The sequence below is a fragment of the Clostridium vincentii genome (genome assembly GCF_002995745.1).
Lineage (GTDB): Bacteria > Bacillota > Clostridia > Clostridiales > Clostridiaceae > Clostridium > Clostridium vincentii.
Window position 1 is genome coordinate 28,450 of record NZ_PVXQ01000005.1, and the last position, 23,656, is coordinate 52,105.

At 30.5% G+C, this 23,656-nt stretch carries 21 protein-coding genes; 2 read left to right on the forward strand and 19 right to left on the reverse strand.

What is annotated here, in order from left to right:
* Window positions 1-113 precede the first annotated feature (113 nt).
* The 9 genes from CLVI_RS03265 to CLVI_RS03305 all read right to left on the reverse strand — a co-directional run bounded on the left by CLVI_RS03265 (window position 114) and on the right by CLVI_RS03305 (window position 8,160).
* Window positions 114-632 (reverse strand): ferritin family protein, encoded by a 519-nt coding sequence (locus tag CLVI_RS03265; protein WP_106058690.1) that lies wholly within the window; start codon window positions 630-632, stop codon window positions 114-116.
* Window positions 633-732: 100 nt separating this feature from the next.
* Window positions 733-1,641, reverse strand: coding sequence for a thiolase family protein (locus tag CLVI_RS03270; RefSeq protein WP_106058691.1), 909 nt, complete (start codon window positions 1,639-1,641; stop codon window positions 733-735).
* An 8-nt stretch (window positions 1,642-1,649) separates the two neighbouring features.
* Complete coding sequence (locus CLVI_RS03275; RefSeq protein WP_341458732.1) at window positions 1,650-2,318, reverse strand: 3-oxoacid CoA-transferase subunit B; 669 nt, start codon at window positions 2,316-2,318, stop codon at window positions 1,650-1,652.
* On the reverse strand, window positions 2,294-2,995 hold the full coding sequence (locus CLVI_RS03280) for a CoA transferase subunit A (RefSeq protein WP_242980537.1): 702 nt from the start codon (window positions 2,993-2,995) through the stop codon (window positions 2,294-2,296). Before CLVI_RS03280 ends, CLVI_RS03275 begins: the two co-directional genes overlap by 25 nt.
* Window positions 2,996-3,018: 23 nt before the next feature.
* On the reverse strand, window positions 3,019-4,362 hold the full coding sequence (locus CLVI_RS03285; RefSeq protein WP_106058693.1) for an aminotransferase family protein: 1,344 nt from the start codon (window positions 4,360-4,362) through the stop codon (window positions 3,019-3,021).
* A gap of 131 nt (window positions 4,363-4,493) precedes the next feature.
* Window positions 4,494-5,222 carry an amino acid ABC transporter ATP-binding protein gene (locus CLVI_RS03290; protein ID WP_106058694.1) on the reverse strand — a complete coding sequence of 243 codons (729 nt, stop codon included), beginning with the start codon at window positions 5,220-5,222 and terminating at the stop codon, window positions 4,494-4,496.
* Entirely contained in the window at window positions 5,223-5,927 is a 705-nt protein-coding gene (locus tag CLVI_RS03295; RefSeq protein ID WP_106058695.1) for an amino acid ABC transporter permease, read from the reverse strand.
* A 66-nt stretch (window positions 5,928-5,993) separates the two neighbouring features.
* On the reverse strand, window positions 5,994-6,773 hold the full coding sequence (locus tag CLVI_RS03300; protein WP_106058696.1) for a transporter substrate-binding domain-containing protein: 780 nt from the start codon (window positions 6,771-6,773) through the stop codon (window positions 5,994-5,996).
* Between the two features lie 226 nt (window positions 6,774-6,999).
* Window positions 7,000-8,160: a PucR family transcriptional regulator gene (locus tag CLVI_RS03305; RefSeq protein ID WP_170065574.1), complete on the reverse strand. Its 1,161-nt coding sequence runs from the start codon at window positions 8,158-8,160 to the stop codon at window positions 7,000-7,002.
* 248 nt (window positions 8,161-8,408) lie between these two features.
* On the opposite strand from CLVI_RS03305, the gene CLVI_RS18135 reads away from it, so the two are divergent.
* Together CLVI_RS18135 and CLVI_RS18140 are read left to right on the forward strand one after the other, a co-directional pair.
* Window positions 8,409-9,236, forward strand: a complete 828-nt coding sequence (locus tag CLVI_RS18135; RefSeq protein WP_242980538.1) for a glycoside hydrolase family 3 protein — start codon at window positions 8,409-8,411, stop codon at window positions 9,234-9,236.
* 96 nt (window positions 9,237-9,332) lie between these two features.
* On the forward strand, window positions 9,333-10,664 hold the full coding sequence (locus CLVI_RS18140) for a glycoside hydrolase family 3 C-terminal domain-containing protein (RefSeq protein WP_278320496.1): 1,332 nt from the start codon (window positions 9,333-9,335) through the stop codon (window positions 10,662-10,664).
* 102 nt (window positions 10,665-10,766) lie between these two features.
* Here the strand turns inward: CLVI_RS18140 and CLVI_RS03315 are convergent, their stop codons facing one another.
* The 10 genes from CLVI_RS03315 to CLVI_RS03360 form a co-directional block, all read right to left on the reverse strand.
* Window positions 10,767-12,053: a GGDEF domain-containing response regulator gene (locus CLVI_RS03315; protein ID WP_106058698.1), complete on the reverse strand. Its 1,287-nt coding sequence runs from the start codon at window positions 12,051-12,053 to the stop codon at window positions 10,767-10,769.
* 167 nt (window positions 12,054-12,220) lie between these two features.
* Window positions 12,221-13,282: an iron-containing alcohol dehydrogenase family protein gene (locus CLVI_RS03320; protein ID WP_106058699.1), complete on the reverse strand. Its 1,062-nt coding sequence runs from the start codon at window positions 13,280-13,282 to the stop codon at window positions 12,221-12,223.
* A gap of 12 nt (window positions 13,283-13,294) precedes the next feature.
* Window positions 13,295-13,939, reverse strand: coding sequence for an MtnX-like HAD-IB family phosphatase (locus CLVI_RS03325; RefSeq protein WP_106058700.1), 645 nt, complete (start codon window positions 13,937-13,939; stop codon window positions 13,295-13,297).
* Window positions 13,940-13,975: 36 nt separating this feature from the next.
* Window positions 13,976-14,842, reverse strand: a complete 867-nt coding sequence (locus tag CLVI_RS03330; protein ID WP_106058701.1) for a radical SAM protein — start codon at window positions 14,840-14,842, stop codon at window positions 13,976-13,978.
* Between the two features lie 105 nt (window positions 14,843-14,947).
* Entirely contained in the window at window positions 14,948-16,186 is a 1,239-nt protein-coding gene (locus CLVI_RS03335; protein ID WP_106058702.1) for an MFS transporter, read from the reverse strand.
* Window positions 16,187-16,220: 34 nt separating this feature from the next.
* Complete coding sequence (locus tag CLVI_RS03340) at window positions 16,221-18,005, reverse strand: ABC transporter ATP-binding protein (RefSeq protein WP_106058703.1); 1,785 nt, start codon at window positions 18,003-18,005, stop codon at window positions 16,221-16,223.
* Window positions 17,953-19,698: an ABC transporter ATP-binding protein gene (locus CLVI_RS03345; protein WP_106058704.1), complete on the reverse strand. Its 1,746-nt coding sequence runs from the start codon at window positions 19,696-19,698 to the stop codon at window positions 17,953-17,955. The genes CLVI_RS03340 and CLVI_RS03345 overlap by 53 nt, the downstream gene beginning before the upstream one ends.
* Window positions 19,699-19,725: 27 nt before the next feature.
* Complete coding sequence (locus tag CLVI_RS03350; RefSeq protein WP_106058705.1) at window positions 19,726-20,715, reverse strand: LacI family DNA-binding transcriptional regulator; 990 nt, start codon at window positions 20,713-20,715, stop codon at window positions 19,726-19,728.
* Window positions 20,716-20,971: 256 nt separating this feature from the next.
* Complete coding sequence (locus CLVI_RS03355; RefSeq protein WP_106058706.1) at window positions 20,972-21,649, reverse strand: MFS transporter; 678 nt, start codon at window positions 21,647-21,649, stop codon at window positions 20,972-20,974.
* A 204-nt stretch (window positions 21,650-21,853) separates the two neighbouring features.
* On the reverse strand, window positions 21,854-23,566 hold the full coding sequence (locus CLVI_RS03360) for a methyl-accepting chemotaxis protein (protein WP_106058707.1): 1,713 nt from the start codon (window positions 23,564-23,566) through the stop codon (window positions 21,854-21,856).
* Between the last annotated feature and the right edge of the window lie 90 nt (window positions 23,567-23,656).

Genomic DNA, 23,656 nt, shown 5'->3' on the forward strand with positions numbered 1-23,656 from the left:
ATATTAACATTTAGTAATTTTTTTACTACTTTAAGTATAATATATGTATACATATAAGTAAAATAAAAAAAAGATGATTTCGTGCTTTTCTACACGAAATCATCCTCTTCTTTTTAGCACTTAAGATTTCCATACTTATCCTTATCTAAAATAATTAAGACTCTTGTCAATTCTTCAACATGCTCTTTCTCATCTGTGATTATTTCTTTAATAATTCTTCTTATAGTATTATCACTTAAATTAAGTATAAAATGTTCATAAAGTAATATAGCTTCTAGCTCTCCTTTTATTGCATCTCTAATATTTACAAGAAGATTAGTATTCTTATTACTTTTATTATTGTAATCACTATATTTTCCCTTATCTGATATTTTTATATTTTTTTCTGCGCCTTCCTTTAATCCCTTTAATTCCTCATCTATTGATCTTAAAGCTTCTAAAAACATTGCGTAATGGCTCTTCTCATCATCCATAATTTCATAAAATATTTCTTTTAATTCCTTATTATCTGTTGATGCTATAAAGTACCTATAATCGTTAATTGCCAGCAATTCTGCTATAAGACCTTCCCTTAGAAATCCATCTACACTTTTTGCTATCCCTTCTGGTTGTCTTTCAGTTGTGTAACTCATAATATCCTCCTAAATTTTATATATATATCTTATATATGCTTGTACTTCGTTCTTCATTCACTATAATGAATTAAAAGCATTTGAAAAGATGATTCTAATCTTATTTTAGGTTGATTTTTAGCGGTGGCTCTATATCTATTGGTAGTAGTGTTTTATATATTCGTGTCCCTAATCTATCATTAAACTCTTGTTTTGCTTCTTTTATAATGATTGGATCTAATAAAATATCTATTGCAGATGCAGACATAATTTCTGCTGCTTTTTGCATTGCTTTATCACCAATACTATTTCCTGCCGTTACCTCGCCTCCTACTCTGAAAATAGAAGAAAGTTTTGATAATGCTTCCATATTTATTTCTTTTCTTGGAGATTCATCTATATCAAATATAAATTCCTTTTTACCAAGCCTAACTTTTACAGGAATAATTTCATCCTTAAATTTATTATCTTTAATTGCTTTTAAAGCACGTAAATGACTCTTAAAAGAGAATTCATCTAATTCCATTCTGCTAAACGGATAAATATCTAAAATATTTTCAGCTGTTTCTCCCATAGAAATTTGCTCAAACTCTGGTGGTACAAACATGGATTCTAAAAATTTTGGTGCTGCCATTTGATATGGTTTTTTTCCTCGTTCTAAATAATAAGGTTTATTTGTCATACTTTCGCATCCGCCAACTACGTATATATCTCCCATACAACTTTTTATCATAGCTGTAGCAATTCCAACTGTTTCTAGACTTGATGCACATTGCCTGTCTATAGTTGTCGCCGGTATATGATCTGGAAGACCTTCTCCAATTGCACAAACCTTAGCAACATTTCCTGGTAATCCTAATATATTCCCAAAATAAACATCATCAATCTCATTTTGATCAATGTTACTTCGTTTTACCGCTTCTTTAATAACAATACTTCCTAATTCATAATCCTTTATTGATGCTAAACTTCCACCATATTTTCCAACTGCAGTTCTTACAGCCGAAATAATTACAGCATCTCTTTTCATTATTATTTTCACTCCCTTGCATAATTAATAACTCCTACATTCTCTGGAATAAATAATTCTGCTTCTGTTTTTCTCAAAACTTCTTCTATTGTTGTGTGTGAAAATATTTCTACAAGCTCTAGTCTATTATTTCTCACCTTCATTACTGCAAGATCTGTAATTATTAAATCTACGCACTTTAAAGCCGTGATTGGCAGAGTACATAATTTCTTTATTTTAGACACACCATTCTTATTTACATGAGTAGTCAACACTATAACCTTTTTTGCCTTTTGGGCTAATTCCATGCCGCCACCAATTCCAGGTGTTAACTTTCCTGGGATAATCCAATTTGCAAGATCTCCTTTTTCAGATACTTCTAATGCACCTAAAATAGTTAAATCAATTAAGCCAGCACGAATAATCGCAAAGGATGTACAGCTATCAAAATAAGAGGATCCCTGGACATTTGTACATGGAAATCCTCCTGCATTAGTATTATTTTCATTTTCATTGCCTTTATTAGGTGAAGTTCCTATACCTAACAGCCCATTTTCTCCATGAAACCATACATTCTTTTTCTCCCCAACATAATTTGCAACCAAGGTAGGAATTCCAATTCCTAGGTTTACTACAGAATTATCTTCAATTTCTTGAGCTGCACGTTTTGCCATTAATTCTCTTTTTGCCATGGCCATGTCCATCTTCCCCCTTCACCAGTGACAATTATATCTACAAATATACCTGGAGTAATAATTTCCTCTGGATCTAGTTCACCAATTGAGACAATCTCTTGCGCATGAACAATTGTTAAGTCACATGCCATAGCCATTAAAGGATTAGTGTTTCTTGCTGTTTTATCATATATTAAATTGCCATATGGATCCGCTTTCTTAGCATAAATAACTCCTACTTCAGCTCTTATTGCAGGTACTACCATATAAGCCCTATTATTCACATCTATTATTTGATAGTTTTTTCTTATCATTGTATCTATTCCACTATCAACCAAAACTCCACCTAAACCTACACCACCTGCTCTGATACATTCTACGAAAGTACCCTGTGGTATAAATTCAACCTCCATTTTCTTTTCTGTCATTAATCTACCTGCTATAGGATTTGATCCAATATGTGTAGTAATCATTTTTTTAACCTGTCCATTACATACTACTGGCCCTATTCCTACTTCCGGGAATGCTGCATCATTACTGATTAGTATTAAATTTCGTACATTCTTTTCAAAAATGGCCTTTGTAATTAATGGCGAAGTTCCAACCCCACCAAATCCACCACACATTAAAGTAGTTCCGTTTTTAATATACTCCATTGCATATTCTAATGTCTTAATTTTATTATATTGATTTTCAATCAAGATATTTACTCCTTTTCATATCTCTAATAAATTTTCAATCCTTCTTCAACAGAACTAATCACACAATCAATTCGTCTTATAATTTCATCAAGTTCAGTATATTCTACAATAAAAGCAGGCGCTACCATGGCCATATCACCTCTAACTCCTTTGTCACACCCTGTACTTGTTTCTAAAAACATTTTTTGCTCAAGTGCTGCTTTACTAATCAGACTTGAATATTTCACTTTTGCGTCAAATGGTTCCTTAGTTTTTTTATCCTGAACAAACTCTATACCAATCATTAACCCTAAGCCACGTACTTCACCTACGCTTGGATGTTTCTTTGCCATCTGGATTAAACCTTTTAAAAGATACTCACCTTTTTTGGCAACTTTTTCAACTAACTGATTCTTTTTTAATATTTCAAATGTCTTTACAACAACTGCAGCCCCAAGAGGATTACCTGCCCAAGAATATCCTGCTAAAAATTCACCAGAATTTGCATTCAAACCTTGATATACTTTCTCACTACATGCAACTGCTCCAATTGGGAAATAACCACCTGAAAGAGCTTTTCCTAAAGCAATAATATCAGGTATAATTCTAAAATGTTTATAGGAAAAATATTTTCCTGTTCTCCCTATTCCAGCCATGACTTCATCATCGATTAACAGTACATTATATTTATCACATATTTCTCTAATTCGTGTGTAATAACCCTCTTCAGGATAATTACCACATATAGACATTCCCGAAACCGGTTCCATTATAAACGCGGCTACAGTATCATCACCTTGACATAATATCTCATTCTCTAAAGCTTGTGCACATTCAAAATTACATTTTCCACGTTCTTTGTTATACCAACAGCGATAGCAGTAAGCTGGGGGAATATGACCAAAATCAGTAAGGTATTGATCATATCCTTTTCGCCTTCCTGTAAAACCAGTTATAGATAATGCCCCCATAGTACTCCCATGATAACTTTGCCACCTAGAAATAATTTTATATTTATTATCTAATCCAATATTTATAAAATACCTTCTTGCTAATTTCATTGTAATTTCAACGGCTTCTGATCCTCCACTAACACTAAATACTTTAGTGAAATCATAGTCAGATGCTTCACAAATTTTTTGACATGCGGTCTCTAATACATCTGTCACGCAATCCCAACGATAAACAAATGATATCTTATCAGATTGCTCTTTTAATGCATCTCCCATTTCCTTCATACCATGCCCAAGGCTTACAAGTACGGCTCCACTTGTACCATCAATATATTCATTTTCATCTGAGTCATATAAATATATACCTTTTCCATGAGTTATTACCGGATATTTCTTTTTAAAAAATGGATTTAGTACACAAGATTCTTTATTCATATTTACACCCTCTTCTATAGAAGTATAATAATCTAAAGAAGATTTATGCCATTTAAGATGCAATCAAAAAAAATAACAAACCAGTATGCTTGTGTATTTTGCATACTGGTTTGTTATTATCTTTTATGTGCCTAAAATAAATTTACGCTATCTAAAAAGCTCTGTAGTCTTTCATGCTTTGGATGATTAAATATTTCATCAGGAGTTCCAATTTCAGCAATTTTTCCTTCATTAAAAAATACTACTCTATCTGAAACTTCTTTTGCAAAGGCCATCTCATGAGTGACTATAATCATTGTCATCCCAAGTTCTGCAAGTTCTTTTATAGTCACAAGAACTTCCCCTACAAGTTCTGGGTCAAGAGCTGAAGTTGGCTCATCAAAAAGTATAACATCTGGATTCATTGCTAATGTTCTAGCAATTGCAGTTCTTTGTTTTTGCCCTCCTGATAGCATATCTGGATATGTATCTACTTTATCTTCTAATCCAACTTTAGTTAAATAAAGTCTAGCAATCTTTTCTGCTTCTTCAGCTGTCTTTTTTTGCACAATTCTTGGTCCACTCATCACATTTTCTAATATAGTCATATTAGAGAATAGGTTGAAATTTTGAAATACCATTCCTACTTTTGCTCTGAATTTATTAATTTCAAAAGGAGTTTTTCCAACAACTTTTCCATTAAATAAAATTTTCCCTTTATCTTTTTTATCAAGAAAGTTTATACATCTAAGAAATGTACTTTTACCTGATCCACTTGATCCAATTATGCTTACTACTTCTCCACGCTCTATTTTAAAATCTACGCCTTTAATTACTTTTAACTTTCCGAAACTTTTATGTAAATTTTTTATTTCAATCATTTATGCTCGCCTCTCATTACGTTTTAATCTGTTCTCAATCATCTTTAGTATCTTACTCATTCCATATGTAAGAACCATATAGAAACAAGCAGCATCAAAATAAATTGGGAAAATAGAGTATGTTGCCGCTGCAGTCTGTCTTGCAATCATCATTGTCTCTGAAATAGTTATTACACTTGCAAGAGATGAATCTTTGATTGCCAAAAGGAATTGATTTCCTAATGCTGGAACTCCGCTTTTAAATGCTTGAGGAAAGATAACATGTCTAAATGCTTGGAATTTACTCATTCCAATAGCACATGCTGCCTCGTCTTGTCCATAATCAACTGATCTAATTGCACCACGGAAAATTTCACTAATATATGCACCATTATGGAAAGCTAGCCCCACAACAGCTGTAACAAATCGATCTAATTTAATCCCCATCTGCGGTAAAGCATAAAATATAAAAAATAACTGTAACAATAGCGGTGTTCCACGAACAAGTGCTACATAAATATCAGTTATTATGCATAATGGCTTTATTTTTGTCATTTTTAATATATTTGCAAAAAGACCAAAAACTGTACCTAAAAGTATTGATAAAATTGATAGTTCTAAAGTAATCAATACACCCGGTAAAAAGTTAGGTAAATATTCAATTGCTGTAGAAAAGAACTCAACTACCCCATCCTTAATTCCTAATAAAAACTCTACTATTTCCATAAATTCTCTCCTTATTATTAAAATATAAGTAGATATGTAGTTATCTAACCACATATCTACTCAAGATTACTTTTCTAATATATTAGTACCAAACCAACGTTGACTTATTTCTTCGTAAGTTCCATTTTCAGTTATTACTTTTAATGCTCTATTTAATTCTTTCAATAGATCTTCATCTTCTTGACGTACAGCAATTCCAATATCCTCTGTATAAAGCAAAGGTCCAACAGCTACTAAGTTATATTCAGCTGGTGCTTGTATCCCTACAAATCTACTAGTTACAATTCCATCTGAACGTCCGTCTGAAGCTGCCATAAAGTTCTCAATATCACTTTCAAATTGAACTGCTTCTTTAATATTATCCATAGTCTCTAGTTCTTTTTGAAAAGTTGTACCAGTAACAACTCCTACTTTACCATCTGTTAAATCTTCAATTGAGTTTAAATTTAAATCTTTCTTTGCAAAAAATTGTGCACCATCATAATAATATGGTTCAGTAAAACTTACTTCCTTTAATCTGTCCTCTGTAATAGCCAAACCACCAATAACTGTGTCAAATCTATCACTTTTTAATCCTCCAACAATACCATCCCATTGAGTTGTAATTGGTTCAGCCTCAACTCCCATCTCACTAGCAAGTGCATTTGCAATATCCACATCAAAGCCGACTACGTCACCGCTATCATCAATGGAATTGAATGGTGGATAAGCACCTGATAATGCATATGTGAATTTCCCTTCCTCCTTAATTTTTTCTAATGTTGATTGATCTGATTGTCCTCCACATGCTATCAATGACATGCTTAATCCTACTGCCATAACTACTGCTAAAAATTTTTTCTTCATAATAACTGCCTCCTCTAAAAAAAATAAGTCATTTAAGACAGCAACTATGTTATCTTAAATGACCTCTTCGTCTTTTAATTTGTTTCTTTATTTTAAGTTGTCTTGTTTTCTTAATTATACCAGTTGCTATTCTTTGATACAATAAGCATACTTCCAAACTTATTTGTGCATATGCTTAATACATACTATAAAACTTATATTTAAATTTTTTTGACTATTAGTTATCCTAAAGAATATCTTGTATTTTTAATGCCAACATAATTTTAAATTTATCTTCTTCATTTCTCATATCATACTCTGTAATTTCTTTAATTTTTTCAATTTTATAGTTTATAGTATTCCTATGTACAAACATATAATCTGCCATTTCTTGTACGCTAGCATTATGATTAATATATTCCCTTAAAAAATTGATATACTCAGTGCCATTAATCTCATCAAATTCTAATAGCTTTTGGAAAATTTCATAATATAATTCTTGTAGTATTTCATTATTTTCCATAGATATCAATAATTTATAAACTCCCATATCTTTATAGCACATATGATATGATTCATTTTTAATCGCCATTTTATAAGATGAAATTGCTTGTTTATAACTTGTGCCCAAATATGTAATACCACTTAAAATATTTCCTATTCCCATATGAAATGTAAAATCAGCTTTTTTCATTAATAACTCTTGTTCTATAACTTCTATACAAGACATAATTTCGTCATATTCCATATCAATTAAAATTAGAACTAAAAAATTATTATCATTGATGATACTGAATTTTTCACTAACTTGATTAATAATTGCTTTTATCTTATATCTAGCAAGATTAATGTTAAAATCGTTATTTTCTTTATCATAGTCTTCAATTTTAATAGTAATAACACAATAATCACTATCAACTTCAAAACCATATCTCTCAAGTTGTGACCTATATAGTTCAATATCTTCTGAAGAATAAATAGCATTTTTAAAAGCCTCAGAAATACTCAGTTCATTTTGTTCACTGCCTACAATTTTATTGGCAAATTCTCTAGTTAAATTCACTAGGTGTACATGCCATGGTATAGTTAATAACGGAAATTTATTCTTATTACAAAAATCAATAATTTCTATAGGTATACATTCTATATTAGGTCCAATATTTACTATTATTCCGCAAGCATTATTTGCGTGTAAACTTTTCACAAGGTTAAGCAACCATGACTTTTCTTTATATGGCACTCCTGTGGTTATTACAAGTTCACCACCACTAATATATCCATCTACGTTTTCATTTTCTACTATATGTACCCATTGAACAAGTTTCCCCATCCCTTCCTGTCCTGCAATAAGGCTTATTTCAAATTTCTTTTCATAATTATAATATAGTCCTTCCAATCTAATTGACATACTCATCTCCCTTTCTTATCATGAGCTCTAATTCTAAATGTGAGCCTTTTCTCGTCTCAAATTTTTCTTATTTCTATATGTAAATCATACCATATTTAAGATTAAAAAAGGATGATTTCGTGTTTCTCTACACGAAATCGTTCTTTTATTAGTAAAATCACTATATTTCTCTTTAGCTAATATTTTTACATGTTTTTTAGGTTCTCTTTCATAGAATATAATGATAAGAACTATAGGGTGGTCTTGCAGTGGATATTAAAAATATGATTAATCAAATGACACTAGAAGAAAAAGCATCTATTTGCTCTGGAAAAAACATATGGGAAACCCAAGATATAGAAAGACTTTGTATACCTTCAATAACTCTAACGGATGGCCCTTATGGGGTTGTAAAACGATTATCCGGTTTTAGTGATATTGTCCCATCTACATGTTTTCCAACCTCTTCTGCTATGTCATCCTCTTGGGATGTAGATCTTCTTTATGATATAGGGAAAGCTATTGGTGAAGAATGTCAAGCAGAGAATGTTGGTATAATTTTGGCACCTGCTATGAATATTCAACGATCCCCACTAGGTGGAAGAAACTTTGAATATTTTTCAGAAGATCCCATCTTAAGTGGAGAAATTGCTGCAGCTTTTATAGAGGGAGTTCAAAGCCAAGGTGTTGGGGCCTGTGTAAAACATTATGCTGCAAATAATCAAGAATATCGTAGACAGGTTGTTAATAACATCATTGACCAACAAGCCTTGAATGAAATCTATTTCACTAACTTTGAAAGAGCGATTAAAAAATCCAATCCTTGGGTTACCATGGCTGCCTATAATAAGCTAAATGGGATACATTGTACAGAAAATAAATATTTATTAACAGATGTTTTAAGAAATGAATGGAACTTTCATGGATTTGTTGTATCAGATTGGTATGCAGTAGATTCAATAGTAAATTCATTAAAAGCAGGCCTTGATCTAGAAATGCCTTCTTCCTATGGTATCAACAGTAAAAAGATTGTTGAAGCTGTACTAAATGATACTTTAGATGAATCAATTCTTGATAATGCAGTAGAAAATATTTAAAATATAGTATTTAAAATTGCTGAGAATCAAAAAGATAATGCTACTTATAGTAAATATAAACATAACTACTTAGCTAGAAAAGCTGCGAGGAATTGTATTGTTCTTCTTAAAAACGAAAACAATCTTTTACCTCTAAAAAAAGAAAAGCTGAAGAAGAAAAAGATAGCTATCATTGGAGAGTATTCAAAAAAGCCAAGATATCAAGGAGAGGGCAGTGCTCATGTTACTCCTACAATGATTGAAAATGGCTATGATGAGATTGTTAAACTAACTGGAAATTCAACTAAAATATATTATTCAAAGGGATACAATATTACTGAAGAAATTATAAAAAATGATACTTATCTTATTAAGGAAGCTACACGAGTCGCAAAAATATCAGATCTAGTAATACTCTTTTTAGGTACTCCAGAATCTTATGATGAAGAGGATCATGATAGAGAAAATATTGATTTACCAGCAAATCAAGTAGAATTACTTAAAGAGATTGCCAAAGTTCAAAAAAATATAATAGTAATTCTTAGCAATGGTTCACCAGTTACTATTTCACCTTGGTATAAATATGCAACTTCTATTTTAGAAGCCTGGCTCACAGGCCAAGGAAGTGGCGGCGCTATTGCAGATGTTTTATTTGGCATAGTAAATCCATCTGGAAAACTACCATCGACCTTTCCAATACAACTATCTGATAATCCCACTTACTTAGATTACGTGGACTCAGAGAACAATTTAGAATATAAGGAAGGGATTTTTGTAGGTTATAGGTATTATGACAAGAAAAATATGGAGGTTGAATTTCCTTTTGGATTTGGATTATCCTACACGACCTTTTGTTACAGCGACTTAACCTTAAGTAAAGATGTATTAAAAGACAATTACACCCTAGAGGTAAATCTTAAAATAAAAAATACAGGGGTATATTTTGGTAAGGAAGTTGTACAACTTTATGTAGGAAATTCCTTAGGTAATGTTCCAAGACCTATAAAGGAATTAAAAACTTTTACAAAAGTATCCCTTCATCCTGGTGAAGAAAAAAAAGTACGTTTTCGGCTTCATAAAAGAGATTTTTCTTACTATGATGTGATGATAAAAGATTGGGTAGTCAAAAGTGGTACTTTTCAAATCTTAGTTGGTAAATCTTCTAGAGATATTTGTTTAATGGAAAATATATCTGTTCAGTCTCCATATATACCTAAAATCAAATATACTAGAGATACATTCATAGGCGATTTCCTTCTACACCCTAATGCTAAAACATTTGTAGAATCTTTACTTAAAGATGCAGCACAATCTATAACAACTGATGAAAAAGCTCAAAAACAAATTATAGGATATTTAAAAAACATTCCAATAAGTAAATTACTAGTTATAAATAAGGGTAGCTTTACTAAAGGGATGTTAGATGAACTTCTTGAATTAGTAACATAACTAAAATCTATAATTTGTACCATTAAGTCCCAACAAGCAACAAGCCGTGGCAAAATTTAATTGCCACGGCTTGAATAATAATAAGACATGTGAAATAGAAACTTAATCGCAGATTTTTATTTCATTTCTACCATTTTCCTTAGCCATATATAATGCTTTATCCGCATTTATAAGACACTTATGAACTGAGTTGTTTTTATTATTTATTTCAGCAATTCCTTGACTAACAGTGACAAAGTCATTAATAGTTGAAGCCTCGTTTTTTATAGCAAGCCTTAAAATGTTTTCTTTAATTCTTTGTGCAACACTCAATGCACCTTCTATGTTTGTATCTGGTAGAATTGCAACAAACTCCTCTCCGCCATACCTTATTACTATATCTGAAGGACGAAGTAATGAAACTTTTATCTCCTGGGCAATTTTTTTAAGGCAATTATCCCCCTCTGGATGTCCATAATAATCATTGTAGCTTTTAAATAAATCAATATCTATCATAATAAAAGTTATAGACTTTTGTTCTCTTACACATTTTTTCCATTCATTTTCGACATTTTCATCAAAATATCTTCTATTTAGTATCCCTGTCAAAGAATCTAAAAATGTTTTTCCCGCTAATTCCAGCTCTCTTTTCTTGACATCTGTTATATCACTGATAATTCCGATTATACCGTCTACTTCGCCCAAAGAATTTTTATATGTTGTTTTATTTAAAATAACATATTTCTTTTCATCATTACTGCCTTCATATTCATACTCATACATCTGAGTTCCCGGATTATCAAATAACTGCTTGTCCATATATGTAAATTTTTTATTCTTTTCTTTTTCAAAGATGTCCTTTGTTGTTTTTCCAATTATTTCTTCTTTACTTTTACCTACAATATCTTCAAAAGCCCTATTACATCCAAGGAATATCCTTTTCTTATCTTTATAAAATAAAGGAACAGGCATTAAATCTATTATTGTTTTAATAAATTCATTATATGTTTTTTCTTTTCTCTCAAAATCTCTTTTTTCAATTCCTCTTATTATGGTTTTTTCTAGTAGTTCTCCTGAAATTTCACTCTTTATAATATAATCAAATGCCTCATTTTCAAAAGATTTAACTGCAATTTTTTCATTCCCGTGTCCAATCAATAAAATTATTGGGGTATCAATATTTTTTACATTTATAAATTTTTGTATGAATTCTAGCCCCTTTATTTCTGGACAATTATAATCTAAAAATATGCAATCCATAATATTTTTTGCTAGTTCTTTTAAAGCTTCTCCAGGATTAGTAAACTCAAAAATTAAATATTCATGCTTACTATTTGCTTTTATCAACATTTTCCTTATTCTAACTATTTCTTCCGGATTATCATCAATTATTGCTATCTTATACTTCATTTATCTTTACCTCATCACTTTAATTAATATTTGCTACTTCTTAAACACAACACAAATGATCAATTTATCTCAAAATCAAATCAATTATTTGTATTTATATGTAATATTATAACATATATTACCTTATGATATGGTATTATCTTCAGATCATTTACTCTACAGAATCCCTATATTAATATAGAATTTAAAGTTTCATCCTCATCAATAAATCTTTTAGCAATGATTCTATTTTCTTCAACATGAATATAAGTATATCTGTTTGGTTTTATTGAAGGCGCAATATCTATAGCCTTCTTAAAATCTTCTTTGCTCATTTTTAAAGTTTTAACATAATTAAAAAAACCTGTTTCTGTTAATATCTTTGAGATTCTTTTAAATCTATGGTCTTGAACTTTGGACATAATATAGGTTGCCATTCCAACTTGTATTCCATGGAGCTGTGGAGTCTCAAGAAATTTATCTAAGGCATGAGAAATTAAATGTTCAGCTCCTGAAGCTGGTGAACTATCCCCTGCTATTTCCATTGAGATACCATTTAGTGTTAGTGAATCCACTAGCTCTTTTAAAAACAAATCATCCTTAATAGTTTTAAATTCAGTTCTTACAAAACTATTTACTGCTTTTTTAGAAATCATAGTGGCAAAGTCATCGACAATTACCCTTCCGTTTTCCTCTTCGAATTTCCAATCATAAAGAGCTGTAATATTTGATACTAAATCTCCAATTCCTGAGAATATAAATTTCTCAGGTGCTCCTTTAATTACATCAATATCTACAATTATGCCGTAAGGTGTTTTTGCAGAAAGAGACATTCGTTTTCCACCTACTAAAAGTGATGCACCTGGACTTGAAAATCCATCATTAGAGGTTGAAGTTGGTATGCTTATGAATGGTAGTTTTTTTATAAAGCTCATATATTTCCCAGCATCTATGGCTTTTCCACCACCAACTCCAATTAAAAGCTCTACATCATTTGGTATTTTAACGGCCTCTATGCTAATTTTTTCAAAATTTATATCTGTGATAGTTTCTATGTTTGCGATCTCAATATTAGCTTCTTCCAAGGAGTTGCGTATAGATTCTCCAAACAAATCCTCTATCCCCTCCCCATAACATATTGAAACCTTTTGAAACTTGGACTTTTTAATTAAATTTCCTATGTTATTAATATTCCCTTTTCCTACTTCTAGAATTGAAGGAATAGCTATTCTATGAGTTGATATTTTCATATTTTTCACCCCTTATAAATATTTTTTTAACTTATCCCAAACTTCTGAAAAGTTTTGGAATTCTATAAATTCTTTTTTTTCTTTTTTCAAAAGCTCTACTAATGACCCCTTAGCGAAAACCATGTCACATGCTAATGCAGGCTCAAGATCTGGGCTACTATCACCCGCATAAAAGATTTTTTTATAATTACCTTTTATCTTTTCTACTACACTTAATTTATTGATACCATAACGATCTGAATAAAACTCACTATTTTCATCTAAATCAAAGTAAATTCCATTATCTTTAAAAATCCCCTTATTGGAGTAAACATCTACCCCTTCTATATTATGCTTCTCAAATATCTTATCTATGTAATAACTTGTTCCAGCACTAATTACAATAAAATCTCCACCAGCATCTTTTACTTTCTTTATAAACTCTTTAGCGAAAGGATCAAAGGGAATATTTAAAATATCCTCTTCTATTTCAGCTTCACTTCTTTTCACATTATTAAAAACATAACTTAAATACTCGCGATCTTTCATTTTTCCACTTTTCCAATCTTTAAATAGAGGCAAAAACTCTTCTTTTAAATATGCCTCAGACAATATTTTATAAAAATCTTTTTCAGTAAGTGTTCCATCAAAATCGGATATAAATGCGAAATCTTTCATTATATTGACCTCCTTATTGGTTGTTTTTTTATATACTTATAATCTTCTTTCCTCTTCTTTTTTAAATTTATTTGTATATTGATAATAATTAATTTGCTTTAAGAGTTTTTCTTTATCTATAGGCAAACTTCCTCTTAATGAAATATAATTTGATGCATGATTACATCTAAATATTACTGGCTCATTTACATGAATATGCTCAATTAAAAGCTTAATTTCATTTAAAATCTCTTTGTCATTTAAAAGTTCAAATTCTTTATTTAAAATTTTATTATATAAGATAGTTCCCTCCTCCACCATAAGAGTCAATACACCTAAATAGTCGGGAGACATACTATTTATTATTTCACCAGTTCTAATTGCATGACTTTTGCTATTCTCTTTTCCACCAATTCCAGCTATTATAGTTACTGATAATAATATATTAGAATCCTTAACCTTCTTTGCTGCCTTAATTAACTCCTTACTATTTGCTCCTTTATTTATCTCATTTAAAACTTCATCATCTCCACTTTCAACTCCCATATATATCATGGATAAGCCTAAAGCTTTAAGATCACTTAATTCCTGTGGAGTTTTAAGTAGTATAGATTTTGGTGAACCATAGAGAGTAACCCTGCTACATTCTGGAAACAAATTTTTTATATATGTTAATATTTCCTTTAATTCTTCTACTTGAATAATCAGAGCATCCCCATCTGCTAAAAATATTTTTTCTACTGATTCATATGTTTTTCTAAAATAATTCATATCGTTTTTGATATCTTTCACGGACCTTATTGTAAACTTCTTAGATTTATACATATTACAAAAACTACATTTATTGTGAGAGCATCCTATAGTTGCTTGTATTATAATACTATTGCTTTCACTAGGTGGTCTGTATAATGGATAATCGTACATAACTATTTTCCCCTCTTATATTCTTTTTATTAGCTGTTAATTTCTATTTATCTAGAGTTACCTTTTTACAGCTTCTAAATTAATAACCCTTATTCCATATTATCTTTATAGTATATCTCTTCTCTTCTTATATATAAATAAAGGAATCATGAGAAAAATTATTATAGCACCACAAGCTGCAAAGCCAATTCTTGCATCAAATCCTTCTGTGATTAATCCAGCATAAAGATTTCCAAAGGGTGTAGAACCAGCGAAAACCAAAGTATATACGCTCATAACTCTACCACGGTATTCATTACTTGAATTAAGTTGCAGAGTTGAATTTGCACTTGAACTAAATGCGATAAAAAAGAATCCAGTAATTGCAAGAAATATCCCGGTTACCAAGAAAATATTAGTAAACCCAATAATAATTAAGAAAAATCCTACAATTAAAGGTACAATAAAAATAATAAACTTTTTTGGTCCACTCTTGCTTGATGTAGCTATAAACATAGACCCAAGAAAGGCTCCAATCCCCATAAAAGACATTAGAATACCAAATCCTGCTTCATTTTGATTCAATATTTGCTCTGCAAAGACAGGAACAAGTACATTGAAATTAGGGGCAAATGTGCCAACTATAGCCATAACTAATATAGTGTATAAAAGAATATCCTTATGATAGATATATTTAAGTCCATCCTTAATCTCTTCTATTATATTAGTGTCATTTTTAGGTTTTCTTTCTACTGGCTTAAGCTTAATGAAAAATAAACTTATTACAACAGCCCCAAAGCTGATTGAATTTGCAAAAAAGCAAATTGCCATACCCGCATAGCCCATTACTATTCCAGCAAGGGCAGGCCCTATAATTCTAGCTATATTAAAAACCATAGAATTCAATGCAATTGCATTCATTAAATCTTCCTTACCTACAAGCTCTATTACCATTGCCTGACGTGTTGGCATATCAATTGAATTAACTATTCCAAGCATTAGTGACATTATCAAAATATGCCAATACTGTATAGTTCCTTGCCAGACTAATATTGCAAGCATAAGAGTAATTATCAGAGAAGCTGACTGAGTTACTAATAAGATTTTTCTTTTCGAGAATTTATCTAAAATAACTCCTGCAAATAAAGAGAATATTAACAGGGGTGTAAACTGAAGTATTCCAATTAAACTTAATAAAAATGGTGAATCAGTCAAGGTATATGCAAGCCATGGTTGTGCTATATTCTGCATCCAGGTACCTATCAAAGAGACCCACATACCTATCCAATAATATCTGAAATTTTTATGTTTCAGAGAAGTAAAAGGATTATTAAATTTATCTTTAACATTATTTGTAATATTTATCTCTAGAAATTTTATAGTATCAATATTTTTGCTTTTATTTTTTAACTATCAAGTCTCTATAATATCCACCGCTATCCATAAGTTTCTCATGATTACCCATCTCTACAATTTCACCATTTTTAAGCACTATAATGACATCCGCATTTCTAATAGTTGAAAGTCTATGGGCAATTATAAGTGTAGTTCTTTCTTTTGCAATGTTATCTATAGCATTTTGGATTAATATTTCAGTTTCAGTATCAATATTTGAGGTAGCTTCATCAAGCACTAATATTGAAGGATTATGAGCAATTGCTCTGGCAAAGGAAAGTAATTGTCTCTCCCCTGCTGAAAATGTACTTCCTCTTTCCATAACCGGTTCATTAATGCCTTTTGAAAAGCCCTGAATTATTTTTTTTGCATGGGATATTTCTAAAGCTTTTTCTAGCTGAGCCTCTTCAATATTGTCATTTAATGTAATATTTGTCTTAATGGTTCCTGAAAACAGAAATACATCTTGAAGTACTACTGATATATTCTTTCTTAAATCCCTTTTCTTTATGTCATTAATATTTATCCCATCAATTAAAATTTCGCCCTTTTGTACTTTATAAAACCCACTAACAAGACTAATTATAGTTGTCTTTCCTGCACCTGTTTCTCCAACAAAAGCAGCTCTTTGACCTTGGTTTATAGTGAAACTTACACCCTTTAAAATCCAATCCTTATCATTATAAGAAAACCATACATTCTTAAACTCTACATTTCCTTGGAAATTATCCATTCCAATTCCTAAATCTAAGTCTTCTAAGTTCTCTTTTTCATCCAATAATTCAAATATCCTATCAGCAGAAACTAGAGCGGATTGAATAGTTGTATAATTATCTGCCATCTCAGATATAGGATTAAAAAACTGCTTTATATAGGTTGTAAAGGCATATAGCACACCTATACTTATAGTATCGCTTGCAATTTTGTCTATACCATACCATATTAAAATAGCTACAGCAAAACTCTGAAGAACATCTACAGCAGGTCTTAAAAAGCTGTTCATCCATACTTGAAATAATGTGGCCTTATAATATTCATTATTCAATTCTAAAAACTGTTCTTTTTTTTCTTTTTCTCCATGAAATACTTGTATTATCTTCATTCCTGATATACTTTCAGCCATGAAACCATTTATTTTTCCTATCAAACTCTTCATTTTAGTAAAGTTTCTTTTTATTTTTGTTTTTAGGACAAATACTATCCCAAAGATTAAAGGGACTACTGTAAAAGAAATTAAAGCCAATTGAAGATTAATTATTATCATGGTGTAAATTATTCCAATTATCAAGAATACATCTTTAAAAAGCTTAATTAAAACATCTGTATACATTTCACTTAAAGCTTCTACATCATTAGTTGCTCTAGTTATTAACCTTCCTGATGAGGTTTTATCTAAATACCAAAGTGGCAATAATTGAATAGTTTTAAATACTTTCCGTCGCAAGGTTCGCATTATTTCTTGTCCAACTTTGTTTATCAGATTCACCTGGATAATTGAGAAAATACCACTAAGAGCTACTACTATAAAATATAAAGCCCCCATGGTTGTTATAGAATATAAACCTCTTTGGGTAACTTCTTTTGTTAAAAAATCATCAATTACTAATTTTAAAATATATGGTTTTATAAGTTGAGCTCCAATTACTAAAAGTACACATATAGAAGCAAGAATAACTCTTTTCTTATAAGGTAACATTAATTTTAGTAACCTTCGTAAAGTCTTGATTTTAGGAGGCTTAGTCTGTGAATTCATTGTCTTCTTCATGGAATTGAGATGTGTAGATGTCATAATATAGCCCCCCTTTCTCAACTAATTCTAAATGTGTACCTCTCTCAAGAATTTTGCCACCATCAAGAACAATAATCTCATCAGCATCTATAACTGCAGATATTCTATGGGCTATTATTATTGAAGTTTTACCTTTTCTTACAATCTGGATGTTTTTAAGAATTTGCCTTTCAGTAATAGTATCTACGGCTGACAGAGCATCATCCAATATAAGTATTTCCGGATTCCTAATTAGTGCCCTTGCTATTGAAATTCTCTGCTTTTGTCCACCTGAGATATTAACTCCTCTCTCACCAAGGATTGTATTAAATCCCTCTGAAAAAGCCATAACGCTTTCAAATATACAGCTATTCTTAGCCGCAGCTATAACTTCTTCATCTAGATATATTTCTTTGAAAAACTTTATGTTATCTGCTATTGAAGCATTAAATACAAAATTATCCTGAGGAACAAAGCCAAAGCTATCTCGAAGAGCCTTCAGCTGATAATCATTTATATCGATTCCACCAAAAAATATTCTATCAGACTCAGTATTATACATTTTCAATAATAAATTAACCAAAGTACTTTTACCTGAACCACTCTTTCCTATGATACCTAAAGTATGTCCTTCTGGAATACTTAAATTTATATCCTTAAGGACTTTTTCTTCTGAACCTGGATATGAAAAATAAAGATTTTTTATGTCTACACTGCCCTTAGCAGAGGTTTTTATAGAATTCTCAACTTCTTTTATATCAACATTAGCATTAAATATTTCATTTAATCTATTTAATGAAGCCATACCTCTTTGGAATCTTGTAATAATACGCCCTATTGAAACTATAGGGATCATTATCATGGTTAAATATCCATTAAAAGCGATAAAGTCCCCTAATGAAATCCTGCCATCTAAAACCATATTCCCTCCAATGATAAGGTTCAAGACAAAACTAATACTGAAACATATTTCAATTAAGGGAGATAGATATGAGGATACTCGTACCATATCTAAATTAGATTTTGCCATTTTATCATTTAGTTCTTCAAATTTTCTTACTTCTTCATCTTCCTGTACATAGGCCTTTATAACTCTTATTCCATTTATGTTTTCCTGTACTCTATCTGAAATTGCAGAAAAGTTTTCTTGAACCTTTTTAAATCTTTTGCGTACACTCTTCCCAATCTTAAACATTATAAATATAGCAAACGGCAGAGGCATTAATGCTAGAATGGTTATACTCCAATTTATAGCTTTTGCCATTGAATATATTGCTATAACACATACTACTATTCCATTAACCGACATTGCTATTGAAGGACCAAAGGCCATCCTAACAGCATTTATATCATTTATAGCATAAGCAATTAAGTCTCCTGTTTTTCTTTTATTATAAAATTGTGGTGATAGTTTTTCAAAATGATCAAAGAGTTTTCCTCTAAGGTCACATTCCAAACTTCGTGCATTTCCAATTATCAGGATCCTCCATCCATAAGTGCTTATAAATGTTCCAACTGCAATAATTATTATATAACCCATATTTATATAAACATCTTTAGGATTAAAATTATTTACCCTCAAAATATCAATTGTATCTCCAAGGACCTTAGGGAAAAGGGTTTGAATGAAAGAAGCTAATAGCATAAATATTACCCCTATAACGTAGGAAATTTTATGCTCCTTAAAAAAATTAATTAATATATTTTTCCCCATATAGACCTCCCACCATTAATTTCAGGCTTACTTATATGATTCTACTGAATCTCTTTCAACAAGAATACTGTTTATTGCGATATTCTCATATGGCTTATCTGGCTTATTGATTCTTTTTAAAAGAAGTGCTACTGCTACTTCACATGAATAATCAATATTTAATTCTAAAGTTGTTAAAGCTGGCATGAATAGTGAGGACATTTCTGTATTTCCACTTCCAATAACCGATATATCCTCTGGCACTTTAATGCCCTTTTCATACAAGCATTTTATAAGCTTTATTGCCGTATAATCCCACTGGCATATTATTGCTGTTGGAACATTCTTACCCTTCATTATTCTACTTATCTTGTCTTCAAATTTTTCTTCATATATAAAAAGCTCCTTGCGTGCTTGCAACTTATAATCCTCTAAAGCCGAAGTAATACCAAGGACTTTTTCCTTGTTTTTATAAACACTACTATCTCCCAAAAATCCGATTTCTGTATGGCCCTTTTTTATTAAACATTCACATTGTTTATAACCACCGTTATTGAAGTTATACCAAACACTATCACAATCAAAAGAAGGTGAATAACCTGTATAGAAAACTTGATTTTTAATTTTACTAGAAATAAAGTCTACATATTCATTATTGAATCTTCCTATAAATATTATCCCATCAAAATTAATACCCTTTTGAATCTTACAAGGTAAATAAAGTTCATCCTGACGGTCTTTATCTAGAAACTCTAAATCATATTGGCATCCTATTTTTTGAATTGCTTTTTCAATACCCTGAACCATATGACTATAATTACTAGTATTCTGCACAAACGGTTTTTGATGCAGAACTAAAATTCTAATATCATCATTATTCTTAGCTTTAAAATATCCCATTTCTTTTGCCTTAATTAATATTTTACTTTTCAGTTCATTTCCCACTCCAGTCTGACCTGATAATGCACGACTTACAGAAATTGTAGATATTTCAAGAGCTTTAGCTATATCTGAGATTTTAACTTTATCTATTTTCAAAAGAGATACCTCCAAAATATATTTGTTTAATTTATTAAATATTACGTTATAATACTAATAAATATTACGTTGCATTTATATTATATATAACGTCATTTCAATTTAAGTATACTAAATTTATGACCTTTAGTAAATATATGCATAAAAAAATCGTATTGGATTTCTCCAATACGGTTTTAATTAAAGTCTAAATTTAGAAAACTTCTCTATTTAATTTCAACCAGTTTATATTTCTTACTACCCAATCCTATCTTTTCTACATAATCAATGGTATATCTTCCTCTTTATTTCTCTTTATATATGATAATTTCGTACTATTCACAGTATTTCCTTTCTTAGATAGGCCACATGAAAGGACAACCCCTATTATACCTATAAATGTAATTCCATAAAGAGTTGTATTTACATTAAAGCTCTCTGTAACAGCTCCTGCAATTACTGGAACCATAAGGCCAGCTACTCCTGCATAAATACTTACAGCAACAAGTTGTCCAGTAGATTTCAACTTATCATCTGAATACTTATAAATCAATCCTTTTGCAGCCATATTAATAAATGGTCCATGGATAAATTGAAGACCACTTATAAATACTATCTGCATAGGTGTAGTTGCAATGGCAAAGAGAAAAAACTGTACTGTTAATGTAACTACTGCAATAGCAACAGTTATAAGATGATAAATAAATAATTTTGTCCCAAAGATAAACATTAGAAAACCAGAGACTGAAAGCATAATAAGTGCAATAATAGTAAATCTTTTAATAGTATGATACTTGTCTGATAAAAATCCAAATATTATTTGTAAAAAAATACCTACAACTGCATATGTGGATAATAATATTCCGCGTTCTAAGGCATTATATCCAATACCTGTTAAATATGGAACAAATGAAGTTAGTATAAGAGCTGCAAATATATATATTATTACGAACAATATTGAAAATTTTGCTACATGTTTTTTAGTACATAATTATTTAATTCTAAATTAGATATAAACCATGTATCATATAAAAATAAATTCACAATATAACCGAATAAAGTTGGCACTATCAGCCTCCATTACGGACTTTCATCGATTAGTGCACGCCCATACTAGGCGCACTAAAAAAAGCTAGGCTTAATGCCTAGCATATCTATCTTACATCTTAAATTTTTGAACCATACCATTTAGTTTTTCTGCTAATATGGCTTGATTTTGAGAAGCTTTTGTAATTTCTTGGATTGCCATAACAGATTCATTAACACTTGCTAATATCTCCTCTGAGCTGGCAACTGATTCCTCAGCTGTAGCAGATACATTTTCAATTGTTTTTTTAATTTCTGATACAGTTCCATTTACTATATTCATTGAAGACCCGATATCTGATGATAGATTATTAAATAGTACAGCATCTTCACCATATTGCTTGCCTATGTCTACAAACCATTCATAATCAGGGGTAACTTTATTATCAATAAAGTTTAACACCTCCTTGGCATTGATAGAAATATTTTGAAATGCTTGTTCAACTTTCTCAGTTACCTCTTGAATCCTTTGAACTGCAATTTCTGACTCTTCAGCCAATTTTCTAACTTCATCAGCAACTACAGCAAAGCCCTTACCTTGTTCTCCTGCCCTTGCCGCTTCAATAGCTGCATTAAGTGCAAGAAGATTTGTCTGACTTGCTATATTTCCTATTTCATCTGCCATTATCTTAACTTCACTAACAACCTCACCTTCTGCAATTGCTTTTAATATACTTTCCTGCTTCTCCAAATACAATTTATTTGCTGTAATAAAGCTATTGTCAGCACTTTCTTTAACTTGTTTTGCTTTTACTTCTATATCCATTGCACTTTTATTCCCTTTATTTGCACGTCCTGTAACTTCAGCAACATTTTCTGCAATACTTTCTGTGGTTGCATTTACTTCTTCGGTTGTTGCACTTAACTGTTCTGCGCCTTCAGATACTTGTCTTACTGATTCATTGACGCTCTCCATCATTGCCGATATTTCTTCTGTTGTAGAAGATAATTCTTCACTGGTAGCACTAATATTACTTGCGCTTTCTGATATTTCTCCAATTAAGGTTTTCAAGCTCGTTGTAGCTTTATTTAAAGCTTTAGCTAAACTTCCAATCTCATCTTTAGTATCAATATCAACAGTTTTTGATAAATCATTTTCTCCAAGGGCTTCAGCAACGATTAGAACCTTCTTTATCTGTTTTGACATTGTAATAGAAATTACTAAACCTAATGCAATAGCAACAACTAATCCTAGCACACTAATTATTTTAATTTGCACATCTGCTGTATTATATAATGATTCACTACTATCATAGTTATTTTTTGCAATTTCCATATTTAATTTTATATCATTGTCTAAAATCGTAAACATATCAATTCTACTCTTTGCAACACTAGGAGCAAGTTCATTTGCTTTAGCATAGTTACCTTCATCAACTTGTTTAATTAAGGCTTCTCTGGTTATTCGATAATCCGCAAGTGCTTTTTCAACTTGTGTGAATAGCTTCTCATCTGCCTCAGTAGTTATAGTTTTCTTGTATACTACAATCTCTGAATCATTCTTAGTTGTCAAACTTGAAATGTCATCTTTATTTTTTTGTAAATCAATTTTATTTTCCGGATTAAGAATTAACAGTGTATCATTTGCAACACCTAATAAATTAGCTTTAATATTATTAATAGAATTTACAGATACCAAATCGACATTATACATACTATCAAGATTCTTATCCATATTTTTCATGTTATACATCCCGATAAATCCAACAATCCCTATAAATAGTGTAACTAATACAAATGCTGATATTAATTTTTGGATCATTTTTAAATTATTAAACCATTTCATTATTCTTCACTCTTAAAAAAAATTTTTATTTCATATTTTGCTAAATTATGTTATTAATATTACACCAAATTCAATTTTATGACAAGATAT